This is a genomic window from Klebsiella oxytoca NBRC 105695 (assembly GCF_001598695.1).
Lineage (GTDB): Bacteria > Pseudomonadota > Gammaproteobacteria > Enterobacterales > Enterobacteriaceae > Klebsiella > Klebsiella oxytoca.
Genome location: NZ_BCZK01000017.1, coordinates 47,390 through 64,388, shown reverse-complemented (window position 1 = coordinate 64,388; position 16,999 = coordinate 47,390). Strand labels below are relative to the sequence as shown.

15 protein-coding genes are annotated in these 16,999 nt (G+C 56.5%); 5 read left to right on the top strand and 10 right to left on the bottom strand.

What is annotated here, in order from left to right; all coding sequences use genetic code 11:
* The first annotated feature begins 2 nt into the window (after positions 1 to 2).
* Positions 3 to 1,391: a glycoside-pentoside-hexuronide (GPH):cation symporter gene (locus KO1_RS23190; protein ID WP_004107462.1), complete on the top strand. Its 1,389-nt coding sequence runs from the start codon at positions 3 to 5 to the stop codon at positions 1,389 to 1,391.
* Positions 1,392 to 1,494: 103 nt separating this feature from the next.
* Positions 1,495 to 2,859 carry a NosD domain-containing protein gene (locus KO1_RS23185; protein WP_004116819.1) on the top strand — a complete coding sequence of 455 codons (1,365 nt, stop codon included), beginning with the start codon at positions 1,495 to 1,497 and terminating at the stop codon, positions 2,857 to 2,859.
* A gap of 54 nt (positions 2,860 to 2,913) precedes the next feature.
* Here KO1_RS23185 and rhaM read toward each other — a convergent pair whose 3' ends face one another.
* The 9 genes from rhaM to rhaB all read right to left on the bottom strand — a co-directional run bounded on the left by rhaM (position 2,914) and on the right by rhaB (position 12,944).
* Positions 2,914 to 3,228: an L-rhamnose mutarotase gene (rhaM, locus tag KO1_RS23180; protein WP_004107466.1), complete on the bottom strand. Its 315-nt coding sequence runs from the start codon at positions 3,226 to 3,228 to the stop codon at positions 2,914 to 2,916.
* A complete protein-coding gene (fucO, locus tag KO1_RS23175; RefSeq protein ID WP_047720477.1) occupies positions 3,225 to 4,373 on the bottom strand; it encodes a lactaldehyde reductase in 1,149 nt (382 codons plus the stop codon). Before fucO ends, rhaM begins: the two co-directional genes overlap by 4 nt.
* Before the next feature lie 160 nt (positions 4,374 to 4,533).
* Positions 4,534 to 5,538: an ABC transporter permease gene (locus tag KO1_RS23170; protein ID WP_064407127.1), complete on the bottom strand. Its 1,005-nt coding sequence runs from the start codon at positions 5,536 to 5,538 to the stop codon at positions 4,534 to 4,536.
* A complete protein-coding gene (locus tag KO1_RS23165; protein WP_064407126.1) occupies positions 5,535 to 6,539 on the bottom strand; it encodes an ABC transporter permease in 1,005 nt (334 codons plus the stop codon). The genes KO1_RS23170 and KO1_RS23165 overlap by 4 nt, the downstream gene beginning before the upstream one ends.
* Positions 6,539 to 8,050 carry a sugar ABC transporter ATP-binding protein gene (locus KO1_RS23160; RefSeq protein WP_024274862.1) on the bottom strand — a complete coding sequence of 504 codons (1,512 nt, stop codon included), beginning with the start codon at positions 8,048 to 8,050 and terminating at the stop codon, positions 6,539 to 6,541. Before KO1_RS23160 ends, KO1_RS23165 begins: the two co-directional genes overlap by 1 nt.
* A 137-nt stretch (positions 8,051 to 8,187) precedes the next feature.
* Positions 8,188 to 9,174: a rhamnose ABC transporter substrate-binding protein gene (gene rhaS, locus KO1_RS23155; RefSeq protein WP_032729191.1), complete on the bottom strand. Its 987-nt coding sequence runs from the start codon at positions 9,172 to 9,174 to the stop codon at positions 8,188 to 8,190.
* Between the two features lie 81 nt (positions 9,175 to 9,255).
* A complete protein-coding gene (gene rhaD / locus KO1_RS23150; protein ID WP_004107477.1) occupies positions 9,256 to 10,086 on the bottom strand; it encodes a rhamnulose-1-phosphate aldolase in 831 nt (276 codons plus the stop codon).
* A gap of 135 nt (positions 10,087 to 10,221) precedes the next feature.
* A complete protein-coding gene (gene rhaA, locus KO1_RS23145; protein ID WP_064407124.1) occupies positions 10,222 to 11,481 on the bottom strand; it encodes an L-rhamnose isomerase in 1,260 nt (419 codons plus the stop codon).
* Positions 11,478 to 12,944 (bottom strand): rhamnulokinase, encoded by a 1,467-nt coding sequence (gene rhaB / locus KO1_RS23140; protein ID WP_024274865.1) that lies wholly within the window; start codon positions 12,942 to 12,944, stop codon positions 11,478 to 11,480. The genes rhaA and rhaB overlap by 4 nt, the downstream gene beginning before the upstream one ends.
* Positions 12,945 to 13,255: 311 nt before the next feature.
* On the opposite strand from rhaB, the gene rhaS (KO1_RS23135) reads away from it, so the two are divergent.
* Positions 13,256 to 14,092 carry an HTH-type transcriptional activator RhaS gene (gene rhaS / locus KO1_RS23135; protein WP_004107487.1) on the top strand — a complete coding sequence of 279 codons (837 nt, stop codon included), beginning with the start codon at positions 13,256 to 13,258 and terminating at the stop codon, positions 14,090 to 14,092.
* A gap of 73 nt (positions 14,093 to 14,165) precedes the next feature.
* On the top strand, positions 14,166 to 15,014 hold the full coding sequence (rhaR, locus tag KO1_RS23130) for an HTH-type transcriptional activator RhaR (RefSeq protein ID WP_004107490.1): 849 nt from the start codon (positions 14,166 to 14,168) through the stop codon (positions 15,012 to 15,014).
* Positions 15,015 to 15,019: 5 nt separating this feature from the next.
* Here the strand turns inward: rhaR and rhaT are convergent, their stop codons facing one another.
* On the bottom strand, positions 15,020 to 16,054 hold the full coding sequence (rhaT, locus tag KO1_RS23125; protein WP_004107493.1) for an L-rhamnose/proton symporter RhaT: 1,035 nt from the start codon (positions 16,052 to 16,054) through the stop codon (positions 15,020 to 15,022).
* Positions 16,055 to 16,345: 291 nt separating this feature from the next.
* Between rhaT and sodA the strand changes: the two genes are divergently transcribed.
* Positions 16,346 to 16,966 carry a superoxide dismutase [Mn] gene (gene sodA, locus KO1_RS23120; protein ID WP_004107495.1) on the top strand — a complete coding sequence of 207 codons (621 nt, stop codon included), beginning with the start codon at positions 16,346 to 16,348 and terminating at the stop codon, positions 16,964 to 16,966.
* Positions 16,967 to 16,999 lie beyond the last annotated feature (33 nt).

The window sequence follows — 16,999 nt, the reverse complement described above, 5'->3', positions numbered from 1 at the left end:
TTATGTCTGCTACCGCAATGGAAAGGCCGAGCGCTTATGAAAAGCTGGGGCTGAGGGAGAAGATCGGCTACGGCATGGGTGACGCCGGATCAGGAATGATATGGAGCGTGCTCGCACTATATCTGACATGGTTTTATACCGACGTGTATGGCTTAAGTGCCGGAGTTGTGGGGACCTTATTCCTGGTTATCCGTATCTTTGACGCTTTTAGCGATCCGCTGATGGGGGCCATCTGCGACCGCACCGTGACCCGTTGGGGTAAGTTCCGCCCATGGTTATTATGGATGGCGTTTCCGTTTGGGCTGGGTGCGGTGCTGATGTTCACTACGCCAGAGCTAAGCATGAACGGCAAGATTATCTATGCCTGGGTCACCTATTTAATGATGTCGCTGATTTATACCGCGATCAATATTCCCTATTGCTCGGTTGGCGGCGTGATTACTCTCAATCAGAAAGAGCGTATGGGCTGCCTGTCATGGCGTTTTTTCCTTAACGGACTGGCAACGTTAATTATCTCCTCATCTATTTTGCCGTTAACGGACTGGCTGGGTAATGGCGACCGCGCCTCCGGTTTCCAGCTGACGATGATGATTATGGGCGGCGCGGCAACCCTGATGTTTCTCTTCTGCTTTTCCAGCATAAAAGAGCGCGTGGTGTCGGTTAAGGAAAACGAGTCATTAAAGAAAGACCTGCGGGATATTATCAAGAACGATCAGTGGCTATTGATGATCTCTATAACCTTTCTAAATGTTTTCCCGGCCTTCATCCGCGGCGGCGTCACCATTTATTATGCTACCTATGTGATGAAGGCCTCTGTCGGATTTATCACATTGTTTATGGCGCTGGGCGTGGCCTGTAATATGCTGGGCAGCGTGCTTGCCAAACCGCTGACCGATCGCTTTGATAAACTCGCGCTGTTCCGCATTATTAATATTATTCTCGGTGTTCTGTCATTTGCGCTGTGGTTTATCGATCCGCAATCCCTGACCCCGCTGATGGCGTTATTCATCATTATTAACGTTCTGCATTTAATTCAGTCAGGCCCGATTCTGTGGGCGATGATGTCCGACGTTGATGACTACGGTGACTGGAAGTTCGGCAAGCGCCTGACCGGTATCTCCTTCGCGGGTAACCTTTTTATGCTGAAAATGGGTTTGGCGGTGGCCGGCGCTATCGTCGCGTGGATTCTGGCGTTTACCGGCTATGTCGCTAATGAGCCGCAGCAAAATGCGCAGACCATTCAGGGCATCATCATGATGTTCTCACTACTGCCGATGGTGAGCTATTTCATCAGCGCGTATCTGGTGCGCTACTTCAAGCTGAATAACGCGTTCCTTGAAAAAATCAAAGCCGATCTTGCAAAACGTGAACTGGAAAAAGGACGCGATTAATCGCCAGCGGATCAGGCTATCCGTATTATTTATCATTAAATATCAGTGTTAATCAAAACAGTTTTTTTAATTGATTTTCTGTTCATAGCAGAGGAGGTTCTTCATGACGCATAATAATTATTATGACGTGACGCAGTGGCATATCGGTAATCCGTATAAGGATATCGGCGAAGTTATCAACAGTATTATTCTCGATATTAAAAATCGGCAAACCGCAACCGACATGAATAATGGTGGAAAACCCGGCGCCGCTATCTATATCCCGCCCGGCGATTATCATCTGACGACTCAGGTTTTGATTGATATCAGTTATTTAAAAATAATGGGCGCCGGACACGGGTTTGTCTCTTCAAGTATTCGCTTTAATACGCCGGCTGACGAGTGGGCGAATTTGCATGATATATGGCCGGGTGGTAGCCGTATCCTGGTCGATCTTTGCCCGCAGCCCGGTGATGAAGAACACGCTGGCGCTGCATTTTACGTGAAACGCAGCGGAGCACCGCGAATAAGTTCAGTGGCGTTTGAAAACTTCTGTATTGATGGCTTGCATTTTATTGATGATGGGCTGGGAAACAACGATCCGGAAAATAGCTATATTAACGGCAAAACCGGGATTTATATCGCCAGCGCTCAGGATGCTTTCCGGATTACCGGCATGGGATTTATCTATCTTGAGCATGGTCTCACGACGTACAATAGTGATGCTATGGCGATCCATAATAACTTTATCGCCGAATGCGGCAACTGCATCGAGCTTCGTGGCGCTGGACAGGCTTCTAAAATAACCGATAACCTGATTGGCGCAGGCTATAAAGGCTATTCGATTTATGCCCAAAACTTTGGTGGGTTATTAATTTCTGGCAATAATATCTTTCCGCGTGGCGCCAGCAGCGTTCATTTATCTGGCGTTGTTCGTTCTACCGTGACCGGTAATCGGTTGCACTCATTTTATCCAGGGATGTTGGTACTGGAGAATAACAGTGCGGAGAATCTCATCGCGGCCAATCATTTTTTCCGCGATCGCGAACCCTGGCCGCCGATGCAGACCTATGACAACGGCCTGGATGATGCCTATGGTCTGCTGCATATCAATGGTAGTCATAATTCGTTGATTGCCAATCATATTTCCGAAACGATTGATATCCAGTATCTCAAGCCGCTGGGAATAAAACCGGTCATCATCCGGCTGGTTTCCGGGAAAGGGAATTATATTGCGAATAACCATATCGTGGCGACCACGGAGACGTCAGCGGCGCAGGCGCAGCCCTCCGAAGAGGATGCCTGCTTTGCGGCGCAGGTCAGCGCTTTGCTGACGACGGCCAGGTTAAAGGAGCTTGATGCGGTTGCCGTGCAGGTAGAAAAAGAATCCGCGCAAAACACGATACTGGATAGCGGAAGCGACGATCGGGTGCTGATGGACAGGGCGGTAAACGCCTTCAGGGCCACGCCCGTTCCCGGAACGATGTAACGCTCTTCGATCTGAAGCGGTGGCCCCGCTAAATGCAGCGGGGCCGTCATGGATTTAATCGAGATAAAACACCTCTTTGAGCTCCGCGCTTACCGGACTGTTGTCCGGATTGGCCGGCATAACATCGCGCATATGCTGCCACCAGCGCTGACACACCTCTGTCCCAGCGACGGCGTTCCAGCGCGCTTCGGATTCAATCTCCACCGTGGCGAACAGCAGATGGCGCTCTTTATCGAGATAAATCGCGTAATGGTGCGCGCCGTGGGCTTTCAGCACCGCTTCCAGCTCCGGCCAGATGGGATTATGGCGGCGCTGATACTCTTCATGCGCGTCCGGGTTTACCTGCATCACGAAAGCTTTGCGGATCATAATGCCTCCAGATACAGTTCGCGGACTTCGTCGCGGCTGGCGGTGCGCGGGTTGCACGGCGCGCACGGGTCGGCCAGCGCTTTGTCCAGCCAGCCTTCGATATCGGCTTTGCTAACGCCAAGCTGACTAAAGCCTTGCGGGATGCTGACGCGTTTACTCAGCGCGCGGATGGCGTTGATGGCCTCCATGCTGGCTGCCTCATCGCTCATGCCGCGGGTATCGACGCCCATCGCCTGCGCGACGCGAGCGAAACGGGCAACCGCGTTCGGGCGATTAAAGTTTTCGATGATCGGCAGCAGGATGGCGTTGCACACGCCGTGCGGCAGGTTGTGGGTAGCGCCCGGCTGATGAGCCAGCGCATGCACCAGGCCAAGACCGGCGCTGTTAAACGCCATGCCCGCCAGATACTGGCCAAACGCCATTTGCTCGCGGGCTTCAAGATTGTGCCCGTCGTCCACGGCTTGCGGCAGCCATTGGTTGATCAGGCGAATCGCTTCCAGGGCATTGGCATCGGTCAGCGGGTGCGCGCCAACGGAAACAAAAGCTTCAATGGCGTGGGTCAGCGCGTCCATGCCGGTGGCGGCGGTAATGGACGGCGGGATATCAAGCATCACGCTGGCGTCATCGACGGCAATATCGGGAATGATATTGGGGTCGATGATCACCTCTTTCACCTGACGTTCGGCGTCGATAATGACCGCATTGCTGGTCATCTCCGCGGCTGTTCCTGCTGTGGTGTTGATTGCTACCAGCGGCACCCCGGCGTTTTTCACTTTGCCGACGCCGGAGTAGGCGGTCGATGGCCCCGGGTTGGCGGTGAGGATTTTCACCGCTTTAGCGGTATCGATCGGGCTGCCGCCGCCGAAGGCGATAAGGTAATCACACCCGGCCTCGCGATACGCCGCGTAGCCTTTTTGCACCAGCGCTTCCGTTGGGTTAGGGAACACCTCATCAAACAGATGATAAGACATTTGCTGTTCATCCAGGGCGGTAAACAGGCTGTCGAGCAGACCCATCTTGACCAGATGACCGTCGGTGACGATCAGCGCTTTACCCCACCCTTTACCTGCCACCAGCTTAACCATATCACCGATTGCGCCCGCGCCGTGGAGGCTGATTTTGGGTAGTGCCAACATAAAACTCATGATAATTCTCCTTAATGTTGATTTGGGTAATCCGTTTCCCTTCACCTGCTCCCGGGTCGCGGCTGGCGCCTTACCCGGGCTACAGGTTCACTGGCGTCTGCAGGCCGGTAGCCAGGACAGGTGCGTAGCACCGCCTCCGGGATTTAGGGTAAAGGGGAAATTAAATTCGTCTTCGTTGCAAAATCCGCCGGGTAATAATCGGCAGCGAAATAACCACAATCAGCATCGCGCCGATGATGATCGACATCACGATGCCCGGCACGTTGAGCAGGCTCAGGCCAAACGTCACCAGCCCCATCAGGAAAGCGGCGATAATCACCCCCACCATGCTGCCGGAACCGCCGAGAATATTGACGCCGCCGAGTACCGCCATCGTGACGACCGCCAGCTCCCAGCCCATCGCCAGCGTCGGGCGGGTACTACCGAGCCTTGAGGTCAGCAGAACCGCCGCCAGGCCGGCCATCAGTCCGACCAGCGCAAACAGCATCAGGTTGTGGCGCTTGACGTTAATCCCGGAGTACCAGGCTCCGGTCGGGTTATTGCCGATGGCGTAGGTCCGGCGGCCAAAGTTGGTTTTATGCAGCAGGAAGGTAAAGGCGGCAGCAAGAAGGATAAACAGCGCAAACTCAAAAGAGAGCGCGCCCCACACGTAGCCCTGGCCAAACCAGGAGAAGCTGTCCGGGTAGTGATTGAGCGCCTTGTCGCCCAGCAGAATGTAGGTTATCCCGCGATACAGGCTCATGGTGCCGATGGTGATCACAATCGACGACAGGTTAAAGCGCGTCACCAGGATACCGTTGAACAGGCCGCACAGCAGCCCCACGCCCAGCCCGACGGCCACCAGCAGCGGCGTATCCATACCCGCTGCCGCGCAGAAGCCCATCGCCGTTGAGCTCAGCGCCATCGTCGAGGCTACCGAAAGGTCGATCTCTCTGGCGATAATCAGCATCGCCATCGGCAGCACGATGATCGCTTTTTCGGTGAAGTTAAACGTGGCGTCCAACAGATTCCAGATATTAAGGAACCAGGGGGATGCCAGGGCGTTAACCATAAATACCGCCAGGGTTACCGCCAGCAGAAAACCTTCCCAGCACAGCAAGCGGCGCAGCGGCGACGGCGCGGCCGGGACGCTTTTCATCTCTTCAGACATCATCATTTTGCTCATGATTTCACCGCCTGTTTCTGTCGGGCTAATGCCGCGTCGCGCAGGATTAACCGTCCGTGGCCTTTATTGCCTCGTTCGTTAAGCAGCACCGCAATGACGATCACCGCGCCGGAAATGGCCATTTGCCAGAACGGCGAAATACCGATCACCGGTAGCGCATTATTAATCACTCCAAGGAACAGCGCCCCGCACAGGCAGCCGAGCACGCGACCGGTTCCGCCCATGGTGCTGATGCCGCCGATGACGCAGGCGGCGACCACCTGCAGTTCAAAACCGTTGGCGACATCGACATAGGCGACAGCGAAACGTGAGATCCACAAATAGCCGCAGAACCCGGCCAGCGCGCCGGAGAGGCAGAAGCTGACAAACTGCATTTTCCCGGCGTTAATCCCGGTGTAGTACGCCGCCGTCGCGTTGCCGCCCGCGGTGTACAAAGCCCGACCGGTGCGGCTGTAGCGCAGGAAATAGCCCACCAGCAGCAGCGCGGCGATGGCGCACCAGCTCAGCAGCGGCAGCCCCAGCAGCGAGGCGCGCGGCAGGCCGAGAAAATCGGCGCTCATCTGGTGCGAGTTCACCCAGCCGCCGTCGGAAAGCAGGAAGATAATCCCGCGATAAATACTCATGGTGCCCAGCGTGACCACGATGGCCGGAATGCCGAGCCGCCAGACCAGCAGGCCGTTAATCATCCCCATCAGCAGGCCCAGCAGGGTCGCCAGCGCCAGCAGCGCCGCCACCGGGATACCCGGATAGTGGGCGTTGAGCAGGGCGACGATCATCCCGGTCAGCGCCAGGTTGGCGGCCATCGACAGATCGATGCCTTTGGTGAGCAGCACCATCATCTGGCCGAGGGCGAGGATGATGAGAATGGCGGTGTCGTTAAACATCTCCACCAGATTGCCCGGCGAGACGAACGACGGCGCCCGGCTGCCGATAGCGCCGATCAGCAAAACGATCACCGCCGCCAGCAGCGCTTCGCGGTGTTTAAGCAGCTGTTTGCCCATTACGCTGCCTCCCGACCGGCGCCGCTGGCGGCGCTGACGATGGTTTCCGCCGTCGCTTCACCGGCGCGATACTCGGCGACCATCAGCCCTTCGTGCATCACGATAATCCGGTCGGCCATGCCCATCACTTCCGGTAGCTCCGAAGAGACCATAATGACCGCCAGCCCCTGGCTGACCAGTTCGGACATAAACTGGTGCACCGCCGCTTTGGAACCGATATCGATGCCTTTGGTCGGTTCGTCGAGGATAATCACCTCGGGATGGGTCGCCAGCCATTTGCCGATCACCACTTTTTGCTGATTGCCGCCGGAAAGGGTTTCCACCGCCTGCCGCCAGCTAAAAGCTTTGACCTGTAAGCGCGAAGCGTACTCATCCGCCAGCCGCCATTCGCGGGCGTCGTTCAGTACGCCGTTGGGGTTGAGTTTGCTGAGCTGCGGCAGGCTGATGTTCTGGGCGATCGGCAGGGCGATAATCGCTCCTTGCTTCTGCCGCTCTTCCGGCACGCAGACGATACCGGCGTTGATGGCGTCGGCCGGCTGGCGAAAGCGCATCGCTTTGCCCTTCAGTACGATGTTGCCGGAGGAGGGGGTCGAGACCCCGGAGAGCGCCTGCATCAGCTCGGTGCGCCCGGCGCCCACCAGGCCGTAAAAGCCAAGAATCTCCCCTTTGCGCAGGCTGAAATTGATATGGGCAAACTCGGTGGGGTGACAGAGGTCTTGCACCTCCAGCACCGTTTCCCCTGGGGTACAGTCAACTTTCGGGTAGGTTTGGGTAATCGCGCGGCCCACCATCATCGCCACCATCCGCTCTTCGGTGATGTCGTTTATCGCTCCGGAGCTGACGTAAACGCCGTCGCGCAGAATGGTGTAGTAGTCTGCCAGCTCGAAAATCTCATCGAACTTATGCGAGATAAAAAGAATCGCTTTGCCGTCCTGCTTCAGGCGCTCAACGATTTGATAAAACTCCAGAATTTCATGCTGTGAGAGCGCGGCGGTCGGCTCATCGAGGATCACCACCTGGGCTTCAAAGGAGAGCGCCCGGGCGATGGCCACCATATGGCGCTGGGCGATGCTGAGGGTTTTCAACGTCGCGCGCGGGTCAATCTGCACCTCCAGGCGGGTGAGAATCTCGCTGGCTTTGCGGTACATGGCGGGCCAGTCGAGCCTCTTCAGCAGACCGCGATGCAGATACTGGCCGACGAAAATATTTTCAGTGACCGACAGCTCGTCGAACAGCACGGTTTCCTGATGAATGGCGGTGATCCCGACCTTGTGCGCTGACTCCGGGGTCGGCAGCTGGATAGGGATCGCTTTATAGAGAATCTCGCCCTCTTCGGGCTGATAAATACCGGTCATCACTTTGACCAGCGTGGATTTGCCCGCGCCGTTTTCGCCGATTAAGGCGGTGACTTTGCCGGGCCAGAGATCGAGCTGTACGTTCTCAAGTGCGCGCACGCCGGGGAAAACCTTGGTGATGCCCTTAAGCGACAGCAGTGGGGTGGATGCTGACATGATAGTTCTCCGTAAAATCACCCTAACCCTCTCCCCAAAGGGGCGAGGGAACCGCTCAGAGCTCTCTGCCAACATTGCGCAGAGGGCCTGGCTTTCTCCCTCTCCCTTCGGGAGCGGGCCGGGGTGAGGAAGCAGGGTTAGAAAATCTTCGAGAACTTATCGATATTGCTCGCATCGTAGACGAACGGTTCGGCCATCGCGCCGCTACCGTCGGCGTCGAGCTTCACTTTGCCCAGCTTGCCCATATTGGCTTCGGTTTTGGTCGCCGTGCCTTTGACTAAATCGTCGGCCAGATACGTGGCGGCATAGCCAAGGTCGATCGGATTCCAGATAGCAAAGCTTTTGCTGGCGCCGGACTTAATCGCCCCCGCCATTTCCGATGGCAACCCCAGGCCAGTCACGTAGACCTTGCCGATTTTGCCCTGATCTTTCACCGCCTGCGCGGCGGCAACGATCCCCACCGACGAAGGCGAAACAATTACTTTCAGGTCAGGATATGACTTCAGCAGGCCCACCGCTTCGCGGTAGCTTTTATCCGACAGATCGTCACCGTAGGCGACGGTCACCAGATTGACGGACGGATACTGCGGCAGCACCTTTTTCATCTCCTCAATCCAGATGTTCTGGTTGGTGGAGGTTGGGGTAGCGCTTAAAATCGCCACCTCGCCTTTTTCCACGTTCAGCGCCTTCAGCGCATCGGCGGCGAGCTTAACGTTGGTTTCGCCAATCAAGGCGTTATTGGACGGATTAAGATGGATCTGGCGTCCCGCCGGCGCGACGCCGGAGTCCCAGGAGACCACCTTAATGCCGCGCTGCATCGCTTTCTTCAGCACCGGCACCACGGCATCGGGATCGTTAGCGGAAATGGCGATCGCATCCACCCCTTGGGCGATCAAACCATTCAGCACTTCGATCTGTGCTTCGGCGGTGGTGGTGGTCGGGCCGGTATAGATCACGTTGACATCGCCTAACTCTTTGGCCGCTTCCTGCGCGCCGACGTTCGCTGCTTCGAAGAATCCATTTCCCAATGATTTCGCCACGAGGGCGATTTTGACTTCGGCTAAAGCGGAACCGGACAACGCCAGGATGGCAACGGTGAGGATCAAGCTTGTCTTTGTTTTCATTGCTTTTACTCCACAAGAGTCAGTTTGGTAGGGTTTGCAGGTGATGTTTCGCCCCGTCTCGATGAGCGGGGCGCGATGTTGTTATTGATAAAGGTCTAACGCGGACTGCATCGGTTGAACGTTGAAGCGTTTGCCAAGAGCGACCAGCTCTTCGCGGGTGATGGTTTGTTTCATCCCGCCCATTGAATAGACTTTCACCAGCACCTCAGCGGATTTCTCGGCGGTATCGATCAGGCCGAAGGTTTCATCCAGATTGGGGCCGCTACCAAAGACGCCGTGGAACGGCCACAGCACCAGCGAGTGTTTCTGCATCGCCTCAGCGGTGGCCTGGCCGATTTCGTCGGTGCCCGGCACCATCCACGGCAGAATGCCGACGCCGTCCGGGAAGACCACCAGGCATTCGGTGCTGCCTTCCCAGAGCTTACGGGTGAACAGATCGCTGTTGTTCTCCAGCACGTAGGTCAGGGCAATCAGGTTAGTGGCGTGGCAGTGCATGATCACCCGGTCTTTGCCGTTGGTCAGGCGGATGCGCTCGCTGTGCGACAGGAAGTGCGCCGGTAGCTCGGATGTCGGTACCGCATCGTTGGTCAGACCCCAAAGAATATGGTATCCCGCGCCGTCGCTGTCGACTTTCACCACGCCGAGGTTCGCCGCCGGGTCGAGCTGGACGTTACGGAAGAATTTACCGGAACCGGTGACGATAAACGGCTGGTTGGCCAGCGTTGGCATCGGCTGGCTCAGGGCGATATAGCGCGGTTTAGCGTGGAAATCCGCCGCGTAGGGTTCAATATCCGCTTCGTCGAGGCGCAGCGTCAGGTTGCCGCCGTTGCGCTCGTCCCAGCCTTTCAGCCAGGCGTCGGAAGTGGCTTTAATCATGCCCTGGACGAACCAGGCGTCGATAATGGTCTGCATAGTCTTGTCTTTCCTGTTGATTCGGCGCGGGGTTGGCCCCTCGCCCTGAATATGTGCGAGCCCCCGGATTGCGCCGTAAATGGCTTATCCGGGCTACCGGTTCGTAGCCCGGCTGCGTCCGGGGAAGTCCAGGCATTACCCGCGCTGGCTCAGAACCGCATTTTCATAAGCGCGTACGTTATCCAGCCACTGGCTGCCTGCCGGCGTATCGTGACGCTGACAGTACATTTCCCAGATGGCCTGCCACGGCAGGCACTTCTGCTCTTCCAGCAGCGCCAGACGGGCGGTGTAATCGCCGTCGAGCTCCAGCTGACGCAGCTGCTCGGTTGGTTCCAGCAGAGCGCGCAGCAGCGCTTTCTTCATATTGCGGGTACCAATCACCCACGCCGCGATGCGGTTGATCGAGGCGTCGAAGAAATCGAGACCGATATGCACGCGGTCGAACAGATCGTGGCGGATGATTTCGCTGGCGATGGCCTGGGTTTCATCATCCAGCAGCACCACGTGGTCGCTGTCCCAGCGTACCGGACGGCTTACGTGCAGCAGCAGACGCGGGATATAGAGCATGGCGGCGGAAATCTTATCGGAGATGACCTCCGTCGGATGGAAGTGGCCGGCATCCAGGCACAGGGCAGTCTGGCGGCTGGTGGCGTAGCCCATATAGAACTCATTGGAACCGACGGTGTAGCTTTCCGCGCCGATACCGAACAGTTTGCTCTCTACGGCGTCAATATGGTGCGCCGGGTCCAGCTTCTCGCTGATCACTTCATCAAGCGCGTTCAGCAGGCGCTGGCGCGGCGCGAAGCGGTCAACGGTAATATCCTTCATGCCGTCCGGGATCCAGATATTCATCACCGACGGCGTGCCCAGCTGTTCGCCGAAGTAAGCGGAAATGCGGCGGCTGGCCTTGCAGTGATCGATCCAGAACTGGCGGATTTCATCGTTGGCGTGCGACAGCGTAAAGCCGTCAGCGCTCAGCGGATGCGAGAAGCAGGAGGGGTTAAAATCCAGCCCCAGCTTGTTGGCTTTCGCCCACTCAACCCAGTTTTTAAAGTGCTCTGGCTTAATTTCATTACGCGCTATCGGCGCGTCGGATTCCAGATAGAGGGCGTGCAGGTTCAGGCGTTTTGGCCCGGGGATCAGGCTCAACGCCTGCTCAAGGTCGGCGCGCAGCTCGCTGGCGTTACGCGCTTTCCCCGGGTAGTTGCCGGTGGCCTGAATACCGCCGGTCAGGCTTCCTTCCGGGTTTTCGAAACCGACGACGTCATCGCCTTGCCAGCAGTGCATGGAAACGGGCAGGCGGTCCAGCTGGCGCAAGGCCTCCTCGACATCCACGCCGACGCTGGCGTAGCGCTGTTTGGCAATTTCCCAGGCTTGTTCAAGTTGAGTGGTCATGCGCAAAGCTCCTTGGTCTGTTGTGGCTGAAACTGCGCGCTAAAGCGGGCAATTTCACTTTCATGATTGGGGGTAAAGGTGGTGAGGGCGTAGTTTTGCCGTACGACCTGACGGAATTCATCGACGTTGTGCAGCTCGTCCAGGGTCATCAGCTGAATGCCGATATTGCCCAGGGTGGAGGCCTCAACCGGGCCAGCGACCACGGTGATGCCGCAGGCGTCGGCGCAAAGCTGATTGAGCAGTTCGTTCTGGCAGCCGCCGCCGACAATATGCAGCTGGCTGAACGGCTGACCGCGCAGCGCCGCCAGTTCGTTAAGCACCCGAGCGTAGAGCAGCGCCAGGCTGTCGAAAATGCAGCGGGCCAGCTCGGCGTCGCCGGCAGGAACCGGCTGCCCGGATTCGCGGCAGGCGGCCTGGATTTCCGCGCTCATGTTGTCCGGGTTGATAAAGCGGTCATCGTTACAGTCGATAACGCAGCGGCAGGCCGGAAGCGCAGCGGTGCGTGCGATCAGCGCCGGCAGGTCGCTGACGTTTTGCTCCTTGAGCACCCGCTGCAGCAGCCAAAGACCCATAATATTTTTCAGTACCCGATAGCGGCCTTCGGCCCCGCCTTCGTTGGTGATATTGGCCTTTAGCGCCGCATCGCTGGTGCAGGGGGTTTTGCTTTCAAAGCCCATCAGCGACCAGGTGCCGGAAGAGAGATACGCGGCGTTTTTGCTGGCCAGCGGCGAGGCGATAACCGCGCTGGCGGTATCGTGACTGGCGACGGCGACCACCGGGATGTTATTGCCCTGCGGACATATCCAGTGGCCGATAACGTTGCCGGGGTGCGTCGGCATACCGAACCATTCGCGCGGCGCGCCGCTCCAGTTCAGCAGCTCTTCATCCCAGTTATCGCTGTTAATGTTGACCAGCTGCGTGGTGGTGGCGTTGGTGTACTCCCAGTTCATGTTGCCGGTCAGGCGGAAGCTAAAGTAGTCCGGGATCAGCAGCGCATGCGCGGCCTGGCTGACCAGTTCCGGCTGTTGTTCAACCAGCGCGCGGAGCTGGTAAAGGGTGTTAAACGGCAGAAACTGAATGCCGCTGCGGCGGTAGATCTCCGCCCGGCCCAGCTGCTCTTCGGCATGGCGCATCAGCCCCTGGGTACGAGAATCGCGATAGGAAACCGGCAGGCCGACGCGCTGGCCCGCTTTATCCAGCAGGACATAATCCACGCCCCAGGTATCGACGCCGATGCTGTCGATCAGGATGCCCTGTTCGCAGACCTTCTCCAGACCGCGGCGAATTTCCCCTTCCAGGCTATCGAGATCCCAGCAGTCGAAACCATCCACCTTCTGCAGGCTATTGGTAAAACGGTGAATTTCACGCAGCGCCAGCGTTTGCTGCCCGGGTTGATAACCGGCGAGCATCACCCGCCCGCTGGAGGCGCCTAAATCAACGGCGACACAATGACGAAAACTCATGGGAAGATCCTTGTGAAAATCATTGCATGCAGTCTAAAAAAGTCGCCTCAGGCTCACCTTCTTGTTACTGACAGGGAAAATTGGCCGCTGGCAAGAAAGCAAAGGTGACCGTGAGAGAGGTCACAGTTTCGTTTTATCTGCGCTGGATGGAGGGATGTGATGTTGTCCGCAGTTCCCGATCTTTCCCGCCATTTCTTGAAAAAGCGGCAGGCTTTACGAATTTTGCGGTCAAAAATTGAAGGCCGGATCGCCGCCCCTTAATTACTATTTGCTCCACTGATTGATAACTTTTCTCATTTCGAGGAGCGGCTATGACTATGTTGCACAGTGTGGATTTCTTTAAGTCCGGCGTTTCAGCTGTCGCCATTGAGCCGCGGCTCCCGCAATCCGCTTTTCCTGAGCATCATCATGATTTTCATGAGATTGTTATTGTGGAGCACGGCACCGGGATTCACGTTTTCAACGGCCAGCCCTATACCATCAGCGGCGGATCGGTGTGCTTTATCCGCGATCACGATCGTCATCTCTACGAGCACACGGATAATTTATGCCTGACTAATGTGCTCTATCGCGCGCCGGACGCATTTCGCTTTTTGTCCGGCCTGAACGAACTGTTGCCGCAAGAGCAGGAGGGGAACTATCTCTCACACTGGCGGGTGAATCAGAATGCATTGCAGCAGGTGCGGCAGATTGTGGAGCAGATGGAGAACGTTGGCGCGGATGCGGATATGCACGCCATCGCCAGCCGCGAGATTTTATTTATGCAGCTGCTGGTGCACCTGCGTAAAAGCAGCCTCGCCGAAGGCGCAGCCAACAATGACGCGCGGCTCAACCATTTAATGGCCTGGCTGGAAGATCATTTTGCCGAAGATATCTGCTGGGAAGAGGTGGCGGCGCGGTTTTCGCTCTCTTTGCGAACTCTGCATCGTCAGTTAAAACAGCAAACCGGACTGACGCCGCAGCGCTACCTGAATCGGGTGCGGTTGATGAAAGCGCGCCATCTGCTGCGCCACAGCGATGACAGCGTGACCGATATCGCCTATCGCTGCGGATTCGGCGACAGTAACCACTTTTCGACGCTTTTTCGCCGTGAATTTGACTGGTCTCCGCGCGATATTCGCCAGGGGCGCGACGCCATTCTTCAGTAACGGGAGAGCAGTCAACGTTTTAGCAGACATAAACGCGAATAATGAAACGTTATTTATGTTCGGAGTTGATGTCGTGGCAGGTCAGCTGATTCTTCGCAAAGATGAATTTTTTGCCTCCCCCGCTCAGGCGGTGGCGGTAGCGGATCGCTATCCGCAAAACGTCTTCGCCGAGCACACCCATGAGTTCTGCGAACTGGTGCTGGTGTGGCGGGGAAACGGCCTGCACGTTCTTAACGATCGCCCGTGGCGCATTACCCGCGGCGATCTGTTCTATATCCGCGCGGAAGATAAGCACTCCTACGCCTCGGTAAACGATCTCGTCCTGCAAAACGTCATTTATTGCCCGGATCGGCTGCGGCTTAACTTTGACTGGGCGGCGCACATTCCGGGCCTGTTCGGCACCCCGTGGGTTCCGCACTGGCGGATTGGCAGCAGCGGCATGGCCCAGGTCAGACAGGTGATTACCCAGCTGGAGCATGAGAGCTGTCGTAGCGATGCCCAGGCCAATAATATGGCCGAACTGCTGTTTGCGCAGCTGGTGCTTATTCTTCAGCGCTATCGCTACGCCACCGATAATCTGGCGGCAACTCAAAGCGAAGCGCTGCTCGATAAGCTGCTCACCGAGCTGGCGGGCAGCCTCAATCGTCCCTTCTTTCTTGACCGTTTTTGCGAGCGGGAAGGGTGCAGCGAGCGCGCGCTGCGCCAGCAGTTTCGTCAGCAGACGGGGATGACTATCAACCACTACCTGCGCCAGCTGCGTATTTGCCACGCGCAGTATCTGCTGCAGCATACCGAACGGCTGATTGGCGAAGTGGCGATGCAGTGCGGGTTTGAAGACAGTAACTACTTTTCGGTGGTGTTTAACCGCGAGATAGGCATGACGCCGGGGCAGTGGCGGCAGCGCAGTCGCGCCGCCGCCTGACGACGCTAGTTCGCCATTCCCAGACCGACGATATTGGCGGCGATGATAATCACCACGCAGCCGAGGCTGAGGACGCCCACAGGACGACGACCGGCGTTGTTCCACTCTTTGAGGATCAGGCCTACAAGCCCGCCGCACAGCACATAGAAGCTCATATGCAGCATCCAGCTCATGTAGTCGTACTGCGCCGGGATGCTGGCGTGGCCCCAGGCGTAGAAGAAGAACTGGAGATACCACATCAGGCCGCCTAACGCGGAAAGCAGGATATTGCTGATGATGAGCGGTTTTGCCAGCGAGAAGTCGGCTTTTATCGACAGATTTTTCACTTTTGCCAGACGGATAAAGCAGAAGCCGAGGTTAACCAGCGCGCCGCCGCCCATGATCACCACATAGCTTGGCAGCGCGGTGTAAAGCGGGTCGACGCCGAGCGCGGCGGCGGCTTCGTGCATCGGCTTGGCGGCGTTCATGGCGAACGACATACCTGCGGAGAAGATGCCGCACATCACCGCCAGCAGCAGGCCCTTTTTCAGATTGAAGTCTTCGGCCTTGATGCCCATTTTGCGTTCTTTCAACTGGCCTGCCCGGGTGACGATGCCCACGCCAATCACCGCAACCAGCACGCCGAGCAGCGTCATCTGGCCGCCTTTAGTGTTAATGAGAACATCAAACTGACCATTGAGAATCGGGGTCATGAGCGTACCGACAATCAACGTAATACCAATGGCGATGCCGATCCCCATCGACATGCCGAGATAGCGCATCGTCAGGCCGTAGTTAATATTACCGATGCCCCACATGGCACCGAACAGGAAAACGGGCAGAAGCGTGGAGGCGTTAAAAGAACCGTAATAGGCCCAGAAGTCGGGCAGCAGCATGGCGCTGATGGCCCAGGGGAGGATCAGCCAGGAGACGATCCCGCCGATTGACCACATTGTTTCCCAGGACCAATGTTTAACTTTCTTGAACGGGGCATAGAAACAGGCTGCACTGGCTGCACCTATCAAATGCCAAAAAATACCCATCGTAATCGCGTGATTCATTGATTTTATCCTCATCTATTTTTTATCGGATAAATCTTCTTCCGACCCGATGAGTGTAAAAATCGGTCAGTTTTTCCGCCTTTAAGCTGTTGCCACCAGAAGGCGGAACCTGGCAACCAAAAACTTAATTAGTTGTTCTGTATCACAAAACTACATCTATTCCCCCTTGTTATAACCTTATTAAAAATACGGCATTGATAAGCGTTTTCAATATCATTTAATTAACTATAATGAACCAACTGCTTACGCGGCATTAACACTTTCCGCCGCTCGACAATAATGGAGATGATTATGAGTTATACACTGCCTGCCCTGCCGTACGCTTATGACGCCCTGGAACCGCATTTTGACAAGCAGACGATGGAAATCCATCACACTAAACACCACCAGACCTACGTTAATAATGCCAACGCAGCGCTGGAAAGCCTGCCTGAATTCGCGAACCTGTCCGCAGAAGAGCTGATTACCAAACTGGATCAGCTGCCGGCAGACAAAAAAACCGTGCTGCGTAACAACGCCGGCGGCCACGCTAACCACAGCCTGTTCTGGAAAGGCCTGAAAACCGGTACTACCCTGCAGGGCGACCTGAAAGCGGCTATCGAGCGTGATTTCGGTTCCGTTGACAACTTTAAAGCGGAATTTGAAAAAGCGGCTGCTACCCGTTTCGGCTCCGGCTGGGCGTGGCTGGTGCTGAAAGGCGACAAGCTGGCGGTGGTTTCTACCGCTAACCAGGACTCCCCGCTGATGGGCGAAGCAATCTCCGGCGCTTCCGGCTTCCCGATTCTGGGCCTGGACGTATGGGAACACGCTTACTACCTGAAATTCCAGAACCGTCGTCCGGACTACATTAAAGCGTTCTGGGACGTGGTGAACTGGGACGAAGCCGCAGCGCGTTTTGCCGCCAAAAAATAAGGTTGCATTGTGCTGAGCGAGAAGCGAGTCTGA

What these genes read in the sequence shown, in the direction of transcription:
- KO1_RS23190 (WP_004107462.1), top strand. Translation starts at nt 3, where the DNA reads ATGTCTGCTACCGCAATGGAAAGGCCGAGCGCTTATGAAAAGCTGGGG.
- KO1_RS23185 (WP_004116819.1), top strand. Translation starts at nt 1,495, where the DNA reads ATGACGCATAATAATTATTATGACGTGACGCAGTGGCATATCGGTAAT.
- rhaM (WP_004107466.1), bottom strand. Translation starts at nt 3,228, where the DNA reads ATGATCCGCAAAGCTTTCGTGATGCAGGTAAACCCGGACGCGCATGAA.
- fucO (WP_047720477.1), bottom strand. Translation starts at nt 4,373, where the DNA reads ATGAGTTTTATGTTGGCACTACCCAAAATCAGCCTCCACGGCGCGGGC.
- KO1_RS23170 (WP_064407127.1), bottom strand. Translation starts at nt 5,538, where the DNA reads ATGAGCAAAATGATGATGTCTGAAGAGATGAAAAGCGTCCCGGCCGCG.
- KO1_RS23165 (WP_064407126.1), bottom strand. Translation starts at nt 6,539, where the DNA reads ATGGGCAAACAGCTGCTTAAACACCGCGAAGCGCTGCTGGCGGCGGTG.
- KO1_RS23160 (WP_024274862.1), bottom strand. Translation starts at nt 8,050, where the DNA reads ATGTCAGCATCCACCCCACTGCTGTCGCTTAAGGGCATCACCAAGGTT.
- rhaS (WP_032729191.1), bottom strand. Translation starts at nt 9,174, where the DNA reads ATGAAAACAAAGACAAGCTTGATCCTCACCGTTGCCATCCTGGCGTTG.
- rhaD (WP_004107477.1), bottom strand. Translation starts at nt 10,086, where the DNA reads ATGCAGACCATTATCGACGCCTGGTTCGTCCAGGGCATGATTAAAGCC.
- rhaA (WP_064407124.1), bottom strand. Translation starts at nt 11,481, where the DNA reads ATGACCACTCAACTTGAACAAGCCTGGGAAATTGCCAAACAGCGCTAC.
- rhaB (WP_024274865.1), bottom strand. Translation starts at nt 12,944, where the DNA reads ATGAGTTTTCGTCATTGTGTCGCCGTTGATTTAGGCGCCTCCAGCGGG.
- rhaS (WP_004107487.1), top strand. Translation starts at nt 13,256, where the DNA reads ATGACTATGTTGCACAGTGTGGATTTCTTTAAGTCCGGCGTTTCAGCT.
- rhaT (WP_004107493.1), bottom strand. Translation starts at nt 16,054, where the DNA reads ATGAATCACGCGATTACGATGGGTATTTTTTGGCATTTGATAGGTGCA.
- sodA (WP_004107495.1), top strand. Translation starts at nt 16,346, where the DNA reads ATGAGTTATACACTGCCTGCCCTGCCGTACGCTTATGACGCCCTGGAA.